Annotated in this window: 11 protein-coding genes; 5 read left to right on the forward strand and 6 right to left on the reverse strand. The window is 69.4% G+C overall.

From position 1 onward, the window contains the following. Positions 1–556: 556 nt before the first annotated feature. Positions 557–2,785: a hypothetical protein gene (locus tag HZB25_13900; GenBank protein MBI5838327.1), complete on the forward strand. Its 2,229-nt coding sequence runs from the start codon at positions 557–559 to the stop codon at positions 2,783–2,785. Between the two features lie 27 nt (positions 2,786–2,812). Further along, complete coding sequence (locus tag HZB25_13905; GenBank protein MBI5838328.1) at positions 2,813–5,197, forward strand: hypothetical protein; 2,385 nt, start codon at positions 2,813–2,815, stop codon at positions 5,195–5,197. A 106-nt stretch (positions 5,198–5,303) separates the two neighbouring features. Here HZB25_13905 and HZB25_13910 read toward each other — a convergent pair whose 3' ends face one another. From HZB25_13910 to HZB25_13930, 5 genes are all read right to left on the reverse strand, one after another. Continuing rightward, positions 5,304–6,206 (reverse strand): DUF72 domain-containing protein, encoded by a 903-nt coding sequence (locus tag HZB25_13910; GenBank protein MBI5838329.1) that lies wholly within the window; start codon positions 6,204–6,206, stop codon positions 5,304–5,306. A 72-nt stretch (positions 6,207–6,278) separates the two neighbouring features. Next, entirely contained in the window at positions 6,279–7,421 is a 1,143-nt protein-coding gene (thiL, locus tag HZB25_13915) for a thiamine-phosphate kinase (GenBank protein MBI5838330.1), read from the reverse strand. A gap of 100 nt (positions 7,422–7,521) precedes the next feature. Beyond that, positions 7,522–7,761 (reverse strand): cold shock domain-containing protein, encoded by a 240-nt coding sequence (locus HZB25_13920; protein MBI5838331.1) that lies wholly within the window; start codon positions 7,759–7,761, stop codon positions 7,522–7,524. A gap of 49 nt (positions 7,762–7,810) precedes the next feature. Continuing rightward, a complete protein-coding gene (locus HZB25_13925; GenBank protein ID MBI5838332.1) occupies positions 7,811–8,101 on the reverse strand; it encodes a zinc-ribbon domain containing protein in 291 nt (96 codons plus the stop codon). 233 nt (positions 8,102–8,334) lie between these two features. Beyond that, the gene (locus HZB25_13930; protein MBI5838333.1) at positions 8,335–9,558 is read right to left on the reverse strand and encodes a pyridoxal phosphate-dependent aminotransferase; all 1,224 of its coding nucleotides are present in this window, start codon (positions 9,556–9,558) and stop codon (positions 8,335–8,337) included. Between the two features lie 152 nt (positions 9,559–9,710). Between HZB25_13930 and HZB25_13935 the strand changes: the two genes are divergently transcribed. Together HZB25_13935 and HZB25_13940 are read left to right on the forward strand one after the other, a co-directional pair. Then, entirely contained in the window at positions 9,711–9,923 is a 213-nt protein-coding gene (locus tag HZB25_13935; protein MBI5838334.1) for a hypothetical protein, read from the forward strand. A gap of 12 nt (positions 9,924–9,935) precedes the next feature. Continuing rightward, positions 9,936–10,802 carry a CPBP family intramembrane metalloprotease gene (locus HZB25_13940; GenBank protein ID MBI5838335.1) on the forward strand — a complete coding sequence of 289 codons (867 nt, stop codon included), beginning with the start codon at positions 9,936–9,938 and terminating at the stop codon, positions 10,800–10,802. A 147-nt stretch (positions 10,803–10,949) separates the two neighbouring features. Here HZB25_13940 and HZB25_13945 read toward each other — a convergent pair whose 3' ends face one another. Beyond that, positions 10,950–12,053: a D-alanyl-D-alanine carboxypeptidase gene (locus tag HZB25_13945; GenBank protein MBI5838336.1), complete on the reverse strand. Its 1,104-nt coding sequence runs from the start codon at positions 12,051–12,053 to the stop codon at positions 10,950–10,952. A gap of 294 nt (positions 12,054–12,347) precedes the next feature. On the opposite strand from HZB25_13945, the gene HZB25_13950 reads away from it, so the two are divergent. After that, positions 12,348–13,829 (forward strand): bifunctional metallophosphatase/5'-nucleotidase, encoded by a 1,482-nt coding sequence (locus HZB25_13950; GenBank protein ID MBI5838337.1) that lies wholly within the window; start codon positions 12,348–12,350, stop codon positions 13,827–13,829. Positions 13,830–13,884 lie beyond the last annotated feature (55 nt).

Below are 13,884 nucleotides of genomic sequence, written 5' to 3' on the forward strand. Positions count from 1 at the left end.
CTGGGGTGGAAGAAGCCGATCTTCTTGAATCGCCAGCCGCTTGTGTGGCAATGGAATGGGCAGGACGGGTTGGGGCAATGAGGCGGACGGAAGGTGGCCATGCAGGGCATACCCTGCATGGCTCATGCTAGACACATTCTTTGAAGCACAACCAACCGCTTGAGATTGGAGTTGCAAGAAGATAACCGGAGGTTCAAGCTTATTCATGGCCGCATGACCGCCAGATACAGCCGGCCCGTACTTGTGACGGCGCCTTGCCGGCGGCTGCTCCATCATCCGAGTCTTCCTGGACGGTCCTTCGGCCCCACCGCTCCCGCGCCGGTCACCGCGATCGGCGGAACGGTTCCAGTACGCCGGCATGGCTTCCTTCCCTGTCAACGGGCCCCGCTCGGTTGAATCCGGGCGCGCACGGGGGGGTGTCATGGTGGGTGGTCGCGTCCGCGGTGGCCGGCGCTTTCGGTTGGCCCTGCTGCTCCTGGTTCTTGCCTGTTCCGCGGCATTCCCCTCGCGCGCGAGCGCGGACCTCCCTCCACCCCCGCACCCGGCCGGCGCCGTCGTGACCGATGGCCTGTGGGACGAGGTGTCCACCATCTCGGCCCGCTGGGGCCACTCGGCGATCTACGATCCGGTCCGCGACCAGATGATCGTGTTCGGTGGTTTCCGGGGCGCCGAGCCGAAGCTGAGGGACATCTGGACCATGTCCTTCTCGGGCCGGTCGGAGTGGTCGCGCATGGTGCCCGACGGAGTGCCGCCCGACGCACGGTACGGTCACACGGCCATCTACGATCCGGTGCGGGACCGGATGATCGTGTTCGGCGGGCACTACCACGGCTACCTGAACGATGCCTGGGCGCTGGATCTGTCGGGAACCCCGACGTGGGTCCAGCTCGCCCCCTCCGGCGCCCCCCCGCCGATTCGCTACGCCCACGCGGCCGTCTACGATCCGGTGCGCGATCGGATGATCGTCTTCGGGGGATACGGCGACAGCTACCTCAACGACGTGTGGGCCCTCTCGCTCTCCGGCACCCCCGCGTGGACACAACTCGCGCCCACCGGCACGCCGCCCCCGGGTCGGACGTACAGCAGCGCCGTCTACGATCCGGTGCACGACCGCATGGTTCTCTTCGGCGGGCTGACCTACACCAGCTCGTCGGTGAAGTTCGGTGACGTCTGGGAGCTCACGTTCTCGGGCCCCCCGGCGTGGTCCCAGTTGAGCCCCGGCGGCACGCCGCCTTCCCCGCGCCACGGCCACCGGGCCGTCTATGACCCGGTGGGGAATCTCATGATCGTCTTCGGAGGGAACGGCAACGGCGCGACAAACGAAGCCTGGGCGCTCTCGCTGGGGGCCACGCCGTGGTGGACGCCGGTCAGCGCCGTCGGGGAGATCGAGGCGCGATACTACCACTCGGTGGTGTTCGACCCGTCGCGCCGGCAGGTGCTCGTATTCGGCGGGCTCGGCAGCGGGAGCTTCTCCGACCTCCACGCCCTGTGCCTCGGCGGGAATCCCAGATGGCAGGAAATCCGTTCCGGGGCCGCCGTGGCCCAGGAGAGAATAAGTCACTCCCTCGTCCACGACGCCCCCCGACACCGCATGATCCTGTGGTCGGGTCAAAGCTGGAGTCTCCTGGGCGACCTCTGGGCCGTCTCCACCAGCGGTAATCCCGAATGGACGATGCTCACCGCCTCCGGCACGCCGCCGCCCGCGCGGGGCGGTTATTCGGCGATCTACGATCCGGTGCGCGAGCGTATGATCGTCCACGCGGGTTGGAAGAGCCTGTACCTCAACGACGTGTGGGCGCTGTCGCTCTCGGGCGCTCCCGCATGGACACAGCTCACGCCGTCGGGAACGCCGCCCGACACCTGCCGGGGGCGCTCTGCGATCTACGATCCGGTGCGCGATCGCATGCTGGTCTACGGAGGCTACTACTACGCCGGCTCTTCGGGGCACTGGCTCGGCGACGTGTGGCAACTGACACTCTCCGGAAGCCCCGCGTGGACCAGGCTGGCGCCGTCCGGCACGCCTCCTGATGCCCGGCACATGCACTCCGCGGTCTACGATCCGGTCGGCGACCGGATGATCGTGTTCGGCGGACAGGGTGTGGCCGGCTCACTCAACGACGTGTGGACGCTCTCTCTGTCCGGATCGCCCGCCTGGAGCATGTTGACGCCCGTGGGCACCCCACCCTCCGCGCGCAACGGACAGAGCGGGGTCTATGATCCGGTGCGCGGCCGGATGATCGTCGTGGGCGGCTTCAGCGGCTCGTGGAGCGATCCGGTCGATTCCTGGGAACTGGCGCTCACGGGCACGCCGGCGTGGATCCGGCTCCAGCCCGCGGGAACTCCACCCTCCAACCGCTCCGAGCAGGCGGCAGCCTACGATCCCGACGGCGACCGCGTGCTGGTCCACGGCGGGTTGGAAGTCCACGGCCCGACGTACGATTACCTCCCCGACCTGTGGGCGTTGTGGTTCCCGGGAACGGTGGATGCCGGGTTCCCGCCTCCCGGGGCGGGGCTGCGACTGGAATTGCCGCGACCGAGCCCGGCCGTTGGCCGCATGGAAGTCTCCTTCGCGCTGCCGCGGGCGGAGCATGCACGAATCCTGGCCTATGACATCGCCGGGCGGTGCGTGGCCACGCTGCTGGACCGCGACCTCCCCGCCGGGACTCACCGGGCTTCGTGGGACGGAGTCCTGCTCCGGGGCGGGCACGCCGCCGCGGGAGTGTACGTGCTCGAGTTGAGGGCCGGCGGCGAGCGATCGACGCGCCGCGTGACGCTGTTGCGATAGGGGATGGAACGGGTGGGAGGTGTGGTCATGGCAAATCGTCACTGGCGCCGGCTGGTCCGGGCCGGATTCCGGATGCTCACTGTAGTCGTGTGCGGGGTGGGAGCTTCCGCTCCCTCGGCCGGGCGAGCCGAGGGCGGCTCCGCGAGCCCGGTGCGAGCGGTCCGCGAGGCCACGACCGCGAGCCGCTGGGCGGAACTCATGCCGCCCATCGCGCGGCGCGGGCACACCGCTGTCTACGATCCCCTGCGCGACCGGATGCTCGTGTTCGGCGGGGCCGATGCAGGTGGCCCATACCGCAATGACGTGTGGGAGGCGACGCTGTCCGGGAAGCCCGACTGGACCCGGGTGGTGTGCAGCGGCACCCCCCCGGAGGGGCGCCTGGAACACGCGGCCATCTACGACCCGGTGCGAGACCGGCTGGTGGTGTTTGGGGGGATGGGCTCCACGGTGGTGAATAACCAGGTGTGGGCCTTGACTCTATCCGGCAGCCCGCCGGCCTGGACCCAGCTCAGCCCGACCGGCACTCCGCCCAGCGCGCGCAGCGGACAGACCGCGATCTACGACGCCGTGCGCGACCGGATGCTCGTCTTCGCGGGCAACGACGGCACCGACCGCAATGACCTGTGGGCACTCTCGCTCTCCGGCAGCCCGGCCTGGACCCTCCTGGCCCCCTCGGGCACGCCCCCCTCGTCACGCTCGGACCACAGCGCCGTGTACGACCCGGTGCGCGACCGGATGCTGGTGTTCGGCGGGCGCAACACCAGCGGTGGCACGAGCCCCCTGGGAGATCTCTGGGCCCTGAGCCTCTCCGGCACCCCCGCGTGGGCGCCGCTCGCCCCGGCCGGGACGCCGCCCTCGGCCCGGCACAGCCACGCCGCGGTCTACGATGCGGCGTGGGACCGGATGTTGATCGTGGCGGGCTACGACACGAAGTACGTGGGGGACACCTGGGTGCTGTCGCTTCCGGGCACGCCCTCCTGGGCCAAGGCGGCTCCGCCGACGGCATTGTCCTCGCGCGGTTCGCACACCGCGGTCCTGGACCCCGTCCGGCGCCAGATGCTGGTGTTCGGCGGCCACACCGGCGGCAACCCCAGCGACAACAGCCTGATGGCCCTGCGCCTTTCGGGCGTGCCGGTGTGGACCACGCTCGCCACGGCCGCCTCCATGCCCCGCGACCGGACCTACACGCCGGCCGCCCACGACGCGCTGCGCGACCGGATGCTGATCTTTGGCGGCCTCACCGCCGGCGGGCGCGCCAACGACGTCTGGTCCCTGGCGGCCTCGGGCAATCCGGCGTGGTCCAACGTCCCGGTCAGCGGGACGCCGCCTGCCAACCGGTTCGGTCACTCCACCATCTATGACCCGGTGCGGGACCGCCTGTTGGTATTCGGCGGCTTCACCATGCCCGACTACGCCAACGACGTCTGGTCGCTGACGCTTTCGGGAACTCCCACGTGGACGAGGCTCACGCCGACCGGCGGCCCGCCCCCGGGGCGCCAGTATCACTGCGCCGTGTACGACCCGGTGCGCGACCGCATGGTCGTGTTCGGCGGGTACTACTCCACGAGCGGCCCGCAGTATCTGAACGACGTCTGGGCGCTGTCGCTGTCGGGCAGTCCGGCGTGGACGCAGCTGGCCCCGTCCGGCACGCCGCCGTCGGCGCGGTACTCCGCGTCGGCGATCTACGATCCCGGGAGCGACCGCGTCGTGGTATTCGGTGGCCGCGCGGCCGCCGTGAACAACGAACTCTGGGGTCTGAGCCTGGCGGGCGTTCCGGCGTGGTCGCAGATGTTCAGCCTGGGCCAGCCGCCGGCGGCGCGGGCGGCGCACACCGCCGTCTATGACTCCCGGCGCCAGCGAATGCTGGTCTTCGGAGGCTGGAATCTCAGCACGCCCTACCTCAACGACGTTCAGGCGCGCACGCTGACGGGCACGCCCCAGTGGTACCTGGTCACCACCACCGGCACCGCGCCCACCCCGCGGTATTCGCACGCGGCCGCCTACGATTCGGCGTACGACCGCATGCTGATGTTCGGAGGAGCCGACCAGCAGGGCACGGGCTCCGACGAGATCGGGGACACCTGGTCGCTGTGGTTCCCGGGCGTCGTGGACGCGGAAGGCCCGCAGCCGGTGGCTGCGCTGCGCCTTGCCTTGCCCCGGCCCAACCCGGCGGCCGGCGGTGTCCGGGTCTCCTTCGCGCTGCCGCGCGCGGCGCACGTGCGCCTGTGCGTATACGACGCCGCCGGCAGCCGGGTGGCCACGCTGGTGGACGAGGGTCTCCCCGCCGGCGAGCACCCCGCCCAATGGAACGGGACCTTCGCCTCGGGCCGCCGCTGCGCCGCGGGGCTGTACCTGCTGGAGCTGACCGCCGGCGGGGAAAGGGTGACGCGCAGGTTGACGCTGATGAGGTAGGGCAGGCACGGGCACCGTGGCTGCCATGGCCGCGGGAACAGTCTCACTGGCCGAGGCCGGGTGCGGCAGGGTGGGCGAGTGTGGCAGGCCTCTCGGGGCGACTGCCCTACGCCTTCAGCCGCTCCCACAACTTCCGGAACAGCTCCAGCGACCCCGGCCCGTACCCCGCGTAGTGGTTGTTGAAGTACGCGAACACCGGGATGCGGCGGGAGACCAGGTCGCGCAGCGCGGGAATCCACTGTTCCACTTCCGCGCTGCGGTCCTCCAGCAGCGAGCCCCACGCGGTGGCGCGCGTGCCCGCCTTCACCGCCGCGGCCACCTGCTCGTCCATCCTGCGGTGATGGCCCAGGAAGCGCACGTAGGCGATCTCCCCCGGGGGGCCGCCGGCCTGGTCCACGAGCTTCATCCAGTGGCCGGCGGCGGGCATGGTGAAGTACGCGGTGAGCGCCAGCGATACATTTCGTGCGCGCAGCATGTCGAGAAGTCGCGGGCCGAGCCAGGTCTCGTTGCGCACCTCCACCACAAAGCGGTGACCGGAGGGCAGCGAGGGCAGGAAGGCCTCGAGCCTCGAGAGAAACCCCGCGCCGGTGCGGTACTCGTCCGGATCCTTGCCCTTGGCCACGTACTCGAACTGCAGCAGCAGCGGGCCCAGCTTCTCCCCCAGGCGCTCCATCACCTTAACGAATCCGGCCATGTCTTCCGCACAGTCCACCAGCGCCTTCTCGTGGGTGATGCTCCGGGGAACCTTGGCGGCGAACGCGAACCCGCCGGGGGTGGAGTCGCGCCAGCCGTCCACCATGGAGGCGCGTGGCACCCGGTACCACGTGGAGTCCACCTCCACGGTGTCGTAGCGGGTGGCATAGAAGGAGAGGTACTCCCGCGGCGGCGTGCCCGGTGGGTAGAACGGGCCTACCCAGTCGGCGCTGGACCAGCTGGAGGTGCCGAGGCGAAGCGGGGGAGAGGGGGGAAGCACTTCCTTCCGGCTCCCCGGGGTTTTGTCCGTGCTCATCTGCCTGACCTCGGATGCGCTGCCGGGCCACGCCAATCTGCGGCCGTCCGGGATTCGCCCGGGAGAGTCGGGTCAACGGAAGTGGTCGAAGCCCGCGGTGCGGGAGGAAGATCCGGAATCGCCGCGGCCCGAACTCCCGCGCGACGCCCGTCCCAGGTAGCCGATGGCGTTGAGCGGCACGCCGGGCACCAGCGAGCGCAGCGCGCCCCGCCGCGGCATGGCCGGGGGGATGGTGAAGAGCAGCTCGTAGTCCTCGCCGCCGCCGAGCGCGAAGTGGATGGGGTCGAGCCCCAGCCGCTCCGACACCGCGCACAGCGAGGAGCCCAGCGGCAGCGAGTCGGTGTCGATGTGCGCGCACACGCCCGCGGCGCGCTCCAGGTGGCCCAGCTCGGAGGAGAGCCCGTCGCTCACGTCGATCATGGACGTGGGCCGAAGCCCCATCACGCGGGCCGCCGCGGCCAGCCGCGGTTCGGGCCGGAAGTGGCGGCGGAGCAGGTGCTGCACGTGGCGGTCGGACGACTGGCGCAGGGTGCGCACCCCGCCGCGCTTCGCGGACGCGCGGCGCAGCAGCTCCAGCCCCAGGGCGGAATCGCCCAGCGAGCCGGTGACGTAGATCACGTCGCGCGGCCGGCCCCCGTCTCGCGGCACCGCCCGCCCGCGCGGCACCACCCCGACGGCTGAGACCGAGAGGGCCAGGCAATCGGCGCGCGAGGTGTCGCCTCCCGTCACCGGCAGGCCCATGGCTTTCGCGGCCCGCCGCATGCCGCGGTACAGCTCCAGAAGCCGCTCCACCCGGGAGCCGCGCGGCGCGCCGAGCGCCACCACGCACGCCAGCGGCCGCGCGCCCATGGCGGCCAGGTCGCTGGCGCTCGCGGCCAGCGCCTTCCACCCGATTTCCTCCGGCGTGGCCCAGTCGAGACGGAAGTGCACGCCTTCGAAGAGGCTGTCGGTGGTGAACACCAGGTCGCTGCCCGCGGGCACACGCAGCACCGCGGCGTCGTCGCCGATACCGATCCGGACGGGGGAGGCGCCGCCGCCGCCGCGGGCCTCGCGCGGCGTCCCGGTCTTGCCGCGCGCGCGCCCGGGCACGCCGTGCGCGCGTCGCCGCCCGGCCGCGGGCCCGCGCTCGAACCCCGGTCCGCCCAGCGTGCGCGCCAGCAGGTCAATCAGGCCGAATTCCCCGAGTTGCGCAAGCGTGCACTTCCGTGTGCCCATGCCCGCATTGTACCCCGCGCGCCGCTCCCCGGCGCCCCACAAAAGCGGGCGCCCCGGACCTGGAGGGGTCCGGGGCGCTTCGCCTTTTGCGCGGGTCCGGCTAGGACTTGGTGACGTTCGTCGCCAGCTTGCCGCGCGAGTCCTCGATCAGTTCGAACTCCACGCGTTCACCTGTGTGGAGCGTCTTGAAGCCGGTGTCCTGAATTGCCGAGAAGTGAACGAACACGTCGTCATTTGCGCCTTCCGGCGTAATGAACCCATAGCCCCGGGATTCGCTGAACCATTTCACGGAGCCTGTCGTTCTCGTCACGGCGCCTCCTCCAAGTTGAAGACCCGACATCGGGAGGACGCTGGACCTTCGAAGGCCGGCGGCCTCCGGGGGCGACTACCTAACGCTTCCTCGACTGGTAGCAGTCCCGACAGTAGACGGGCTTGCCCGGCGACGGGTTGAACGGCACCTGGGTGGGAGCGCCGCACTGCGTGCAGGTCGCGCTGAACATCTCGCGCGAACCGCCGCCGCCGCCCATCCCGCCGCCCTGCTTCTTGCTCTCCCTGCAGTTCTTGCACCGGGTCGGTGCGTGCTCGAACCCTTTCTGGCGGTAGAACTCCTGCTCTCCGACCGTAAAGGTGAACTGGGCGCCACAGTCCTTACACGCGATCTGCTTGTCCTGAAGATCCATCGGAGAGCCCTTCCCGGGAGAGTGGAAACAGAAAACCCCCATGGCGAGTTACGCCACGGAGGCCTTGGAGATGCCGGCGGTCAACACGCCGACGGGAACACTCGATAGTGGGGCTAATCCGCAAATGGAACAACCCGGACAGTCACAGTCGCTTCAACTGGAACCCGACGCCCCCGAGAGGGCGCGGGCACCTACCACTCAAACAGTATGTTATGAGATATCCACCGCCCGTGTCAAGGGGCTTTCCCGGCGGCGGCCTGTCTGGAAAACGTCTCCAGGCCCGCCCGGAGCACCTCCATGGCCTTCGCCAAGTCGGCCTCCTGCAACACATATGCGATCCGGATCTCGTTACGACCACGCCCCGGCGTGGCGTAGAACCCGTCGTTGGGGGCCACCATCACGGTGGCGCCCTCCAAGCTGAAGCTCTCCAGCAGGAAGATGGCGAAGTCCTCGGCCGAGGTCACCGGCAGCTTCGCACAGATGTAGAACGCGCCGCTGGGCCTGCGGCACACCACGCCCGGGATGGCGGAGAGGGCGTCGAAGACCAGGTCCCGGCGGCGGCGGTACTCCTCGCGCACGCGCCGGGTGTAGGCCTCGGGCACATCCGGCAGCGCCGCGGCCGCATACTGCTCGGCGCTGGGCGAGCACAACCGCGCCTGGCCCACCTTCAGCGCGGCCTTCCAGATGTCGGGATTGCGCGTCACCAGCGCGCCCACGCGGGCGCCACACAGGCTCAACCGCTTCGAGAGGCTGTCCACCACCACCACTCGGTCCTCGATGCCGGCCAGCGAGAGCGCGCTGCGCGCCGGCGAGGGCCCCTCGTATACGAACTCGCGGTAGGCCTCGTCGGAGATCAGGAACAGGTCGCGGCGGCGGGCCAGGTCGCGCAGCATCTCCCACTCCTCGTCGGAGTAGACGGTACCAGTGGGATTGTTGGGCGAGCACGCCAGGATGGCCCGGGTGCGGCCGTTCACGCGCGACTCGAACTCCGCCAGCGGCGGCAGCCGGTAGCCGTCCTCCACGCGCGTGGGCACGGGCACCAGCCGGACGTCGGCCATCACCGCGAAGCCGTTGTAGTTGGTGTAGAAGGGCTCGGGCACCAGGATCTCGTCGCCCGGGTTGAACAACACCAGGAACGCGATCAGCGCCGCCTCGCTGCCGCCGGTGGTGATGAAGATGTTCTCGGCGGAGAGCTTGTGGCCCAGCTTCTCGTAATAGCGCCGGAAGCCCTCGACCAGCTCCGGCTGGCCCTGCGAGGGGCCATAGGGGATGAACTTGCCGGGGTAGGAGTGCAGCCGCTCCATCACCAGCTCGGGCGCCTCGACGTCCGGCTGGCCGATGTTGAGATGGTAGACCCTGAGCCCGCGGGTCTTCGCGCCGTCGGCGTAGTGCGCCAGGCGCCGGATCGGCGATGCCGGCATGATGCGGCTGCGTTCGGAAAGCGGTGGAGTGGCCATGGGAGGATGATATCGGGGAGGCTGGCGGGGGTCAATTGCGGGGCGGAATCTCGGATTCGTCGGCAGGCGGGAGTGGGGGGGCGATACGGAGACCCTTTGACGACTCCGGCGCGGCCCTGCAATACTGGAGAATCAACCATCGGAGGTGGACCATGAACTCGCTGCTGGCCCTCGTCGGCTGGTTCATCCTGCTGGTGCTTTGCTGGCCGCTCGCTCTGCTCGCCCTGCTGTTGTGGCCACTGGTCTGGCTGGCGTCCCTGCCGCTGCGGCTGATCGGGATCTCACTCGAGGCCGTGTTCGCGCTGCTTCGGGCGGTGCTGCTCCTGCCCGCGCGCATGCTTGGTCACGGCCTGGGAAGGCGCTGAACCACGCGCCCCATGGATGCAGCCCGGCTGGACCTCAAGGGCATCTCCTCGTTTCTCTCCATCACGTTTGTTGCCACGTATGCGATCGAGCTCGCCCTGATCCTGGGCGGGTTCCGCATCACGCGGCTTCCCGCCGGCTACGGTCAACTGGTCATCGCGGCGGTCATGTGGGTGCCGGCGCTGGCCGCGGTGCTGACCATCCGGCTCGTCACCCGGGAAGGCTTCGCGATCGCGAACTGCCGGTTCGGCTCCTGGAAGCCCTACCTGGCGTCGGGCGTGCTCGTGCCTCTCTGCTTCGTCCTCATCTACGGGTTGACATGGCTGCTGGGGCTGGGCCGGCCGGACTGGGAGATGCGGCTGTTCCGGGATATCCTCCGCTCCTCCGGCGGGGCCGGCCTATCGCACGTGCCCTCGCCCGCGATCGTGCTCCCCGCGCTGTTCCTGGTGACGCTGGTCACGGCGCCCTTCCTCAACGGCCTGCTGGGCCTTGGCGAGGAACTCGGCTGGCGCGGGTACCTGCTGCCCAAGTTGATGGTTTTGGGCAAGCCCAGGGCCTACCTGCTCCTGGGAATCGTCTGGGGGCTGTGGCATCTGCCGTTGATTCTGATCGGCTTCACCTACCCGGGTCATCCCGTCCTCGGCACGCTTGCCTTTCTGCTCCTCACCACCACGTTCGGGATCTACCTGAACGAGTTGAGCCTCCGCCACAGGAGCTCGATCCTGGCAGGCTGGATCCACGGGGTGTTCAACAGCCAGAAGCTGGGAGTGTGGGTGGTGCTCTTCCCTTCCGTGAACCCCCTGCTCGGCGGCTTTGCCGGCCTCGTGGGCATCGGGGTGTGGCTGGCGCTCGGGGTGTGGGAGATGCGGCGGCACGAATGAGTCGCGCGCGGACGGTGCTCGCACGGGGCGCCCGACGGGGTCCAGACCGCTTCCGCGGCGATCGAAAGGCGCGCCGTCAGGGACGACGCGCCTTTCTGGCCCGACCGGGAATCCGCCGCCGCCGGCCGATGCAGCCGCCCGGAAGCCCTACGGCCCCGCCTGCGCCCTCAACCGCTCCGCGCTCGTTCCGGCCCAGTCGATCAAACGGGCGGTTTCCAGGAACCGCGTGCCCTTGGTGGGCGCGCCCAGCACCACCGACACCAGCTGCCGTCCCGCGGCCTTCACGCAGGTGGCGAAGCAGTAGCCGGACTCGTTGATGAAGCCGGTCTTGCCGCTCATCACTTCGTAGTTTCCGTAGAGCAGCCGGTCGGTGTTGGCCAGCATGTGGTTGCCGCGGCTGGTCCGGAACTCGTAGTGCGGCGTGGAGGTGATCTCGGAAATCAGCGGCATCTTGCACGCGGTGGTCATCAGCTTCGCGTAGTCGCGGACGGTGGAGACGTTGCCGGCGTCCAGCCCGGTTTCCTCCTCGAAGCGCGTGCCGGTCATGCCCAGCGTGCGGGCGCGCGAGTTCATGCGCGCCACGAACAGCTCATGGGGCACGCCGCTGGTGCGCACCAGGGCGCGCGTGGCGGCGTTGTCGGAGACCATCAGCGCCAGCTGCAGCAGGTCCCGCTTGCGGATCTTCTCCCCGGGTCGCAGCCGGGTGCGGCTGGCGTCGTGGACGTCACCTCGTTCCATGGCCACCACGCTGTCCCAGTCGGGGTGCGTGTCGAGCAGCACCAGGATGCTCATGATCTTGGTCAGGCTGGCGATGGGCAACTGGGTGTCCACGTTCTTCGCGTAGAGCACCTTGTCGCTGTCGGGGTCGTACAGGATCGCGGCGCGGGAGCGCAGCCGCGGCTGACCGGCGGGATCGTATCCCAGGAAGGCCGGCTCGCGATGGCGGACACGGGCGTGGCGGTGGCGCCGCAACTGCTTTCGTGAAGACGCCGACGCATGCCGGGTCGGCGGGCCGGCCTGCTTCAGGTGCGCGGTGGCGGGGCCTTTCGCGCGCGCCTTGCCCTTCTTCACCACGGCGTGCCTGTGCTTGACCACGGCGCGCTTGTGCTTGACCACGTGTGCGCGGGCCTTGGTGCTCCTGTGATGATGGGTTCGTCGTGCCGAGGCGTTGCCCGCCGTGAGGGTGAGGGCGAGCAGGAGGAGAAGGCTCCAGCAGGACGCGCGTCGAATCCTTCGACTGGTGCGGTCCATGAACGTTGTCTCCTTCATGGATGGGTCCCTTGGATCTACCGCTGCAACATCCGTGTTGCGCGCGAGTGACCCGGAAAATACCACGCGGCGCGGCGGCGACGCAACCTGAACCGGCGGAGGTCGAAGAACCGGCGGCGGCCTGCGTCCGGGCGCGCCCTCATGCGGCGCCCCGGAGCCCTCGTGCCACCGTTCGTTGACACCCCCCGGACCCGGTCCTACACTGCCGCCATGAACGCACACACCCACACACCGCGGGCGGCCCACAAGCTTATTATCGGCCTGGTTGCCGTTTTCATGACCCTTGCCGGGGTCGCGCGGGCCGACCGGCTCGTTTTTCTGCACACCAACGACACCCACAGTCACCTGGACGTCTTCGACAACTTCCACCGGGGCCAGCATCACCCCGGCACCGGGGGGGTGGCCAAGCGGGCCACCCTGGTCAAGGCCATCCGGGCCGAAGGGGCGCCGGTCGTCCTGTTGGACGCCGGGGATGTGTTCCAGGGCACGCCATTTTTCAACTTTTACCACGGCCGAATGGACTACGACGCCATGAACCGGCTGGGCTACGCCGTGGGCACCCTGGGCAACCACGACCTGGACGACGGCTACGCCCACTTCCGGAAGCTGCGGGGGCTGCGCAACTTCCCGGTGATCTCGGCCAACGTGGACGCCCCTGATTCCGCCGGCGGCAGCCCCATCCAGATTTGTCCGTCGGACACCATTCTCCTCGTGGGGGCGCACAAGATCGGCCTGTTCGGAATCACCACCGAGCGCCTCCTGGAGATCGTCAGCCGCAGCCGCAACCCGGGCCTCAGGGTGCGCCCGGCCATTCCGGCCGCCCGGGAGGAAGTCCGCAGGCTGCGCTCGGCCGGCGTGGACATCGTGGTGGCGATGAGTCACCTGGGGTTCGACGAGGACAAGGTGCTGGCCGACTCGGTGCAGGGCATCGATCTCGTGATCGGCGGGCACAGCCACTCCTTCCTGAGCAAGCTGACCCTGGTCCACAAGGAAGGCGCGGCCAACGGCTGGGGTGGGACCGGCATCGTGCAGACCGGCAGCTACGGAATCAACCTGGGCCGGCTCGACGTGGACTTCGACGGCGCCACCCCCACCGCGGTCGCCTACAGGCTGATCCCCGTGGACTCGGCCGTGGTCGAGGACCCGGAGATGGTCGCCTGGATGCAGCCGTACAAGGCGGGCGTGGATTCGGCCGTGAGTATCGTGGTTGGCGAGGCCGCCGCGGACTTCTCCAACAGCGCCGAGCGGAAGGGCGAGACCACGCTGGGTAACCTGGTGGCCGAAGTGCTGCGGCAGTACACCGGCGCGGACGTGGGCCTTCAAAACTCCGGTGGCATCCGCACCTCCCTGCCCAAGGGCCCGATCCGGGCCGGCGACATCTACAGCATGCTGCCTTTCGACAACGAGGTGGTCCGAATCGAGCTCACCGGCGCCCAGTTGCTGGAGGTGTTCGACTTCATCGCCGGCAAGGGCGGCAAAGGCGGCAGCGGCCAGATCTCGGGGGCCAGGATGGTCGCCACCGCGGCCGGGGCAGAGAGCGTCACCGTGGGAGGCATGCAGATTGATGCCGCACGCATCTACGTGCTCGCCACCACCGACTTCCTGGCCAGCGGCGGCAACGGATTCGACATGCTGGCCAAGGGGAAGATCTCCCCGGTGGGCAACGGGGTATTCCTCCGGGACGCCATGATCACCTACATCAGGAAGAACGGTCCGATCAAGCCGGTGATGGACGGCAGTCTGAAGTACCGAGAGTAGAGCCGTCCCTGACGGTACACCGCCGCCCCGGGGCGGGCGAAATCAGCCTCGATTC

The organism is Candidatus Eisenbacteria bacterium (genome assembly GCA_016235265.1).
Lineage (GTDB): Bacteria > Eisenbacteria > RBG-16-71-46 > RBG-16-71-46 > JACRLI01 > JACRLI01.

Coding starts and splice junctions, on each gene's coding strand:
- HZB25_13905 (MBI5838328.1), top strand. CDS start 2,813: ATGGCAAATCGTCACTGGCGCCGGCTGGTCCGGGCCGGATTCCGGATG.
- HZB25_13910 (MBI5838329.1), bottom strand. CDS start 6,206: ATGAGCACGGACAAAACCCCGGGGAGCCGGAAGGAAGTGCTTCCCCCC.
- thiL (MBI5838330.1), bottom strand. CDS start 7,421: ATGGGCACACGGAAGTGCACGCTTGCGCAACTCGGGGAATTCGGCCTG.
- HZB25_13920 (MBI5838331.1), bottom strand. CDS start 7,761: ATGTCGGGTCTTCAACTTGGAGGAGGCGCCGTGACGAGAACGACAGGC.
- HZB25_13925 (MBI5838332.1), bottom strand. CDS start 8,101: ATGGATCTTCAGGACAAGCAGATCGCGTGTAAGGACTGTGGCGCCCAG.
- HZB25_13930 (MBI5838333.1), bottom strand. CDS start 9,558: ATGGCCACTCCACCGCTTTCCGAACGCAGCCGCATCATGCCGGCATCG.
- HZB25_13935 (MBI5838334.1), top strand. CDS start 9,711: ATGAACTCGCTGCTGGCCCTCGTCGGCTGGTTCATCCTGCTGGTGCTT.
- HZB25_13940 (MBI5838335.1), top strand. CDS start 9,936: ATGGATGCAGCCCGGCTGGACCTCAAGGGCATCTCCTCGTTTCTCTCC.
- HZB25_13945 (MBI5838336.1), bottom strand. CDS start 12,053: ATGGACCGCACCAGTCGAAGGATTCGACGCGCGTCCTGCTGGAGCCTT.
- HZB25_13950 (MBI5838337.1), top strand. CDS start 12,348: ATGACCCTTGCCGGGGTCGCGCGGGCCGACCGGCTCGTTTTTCTGCAC.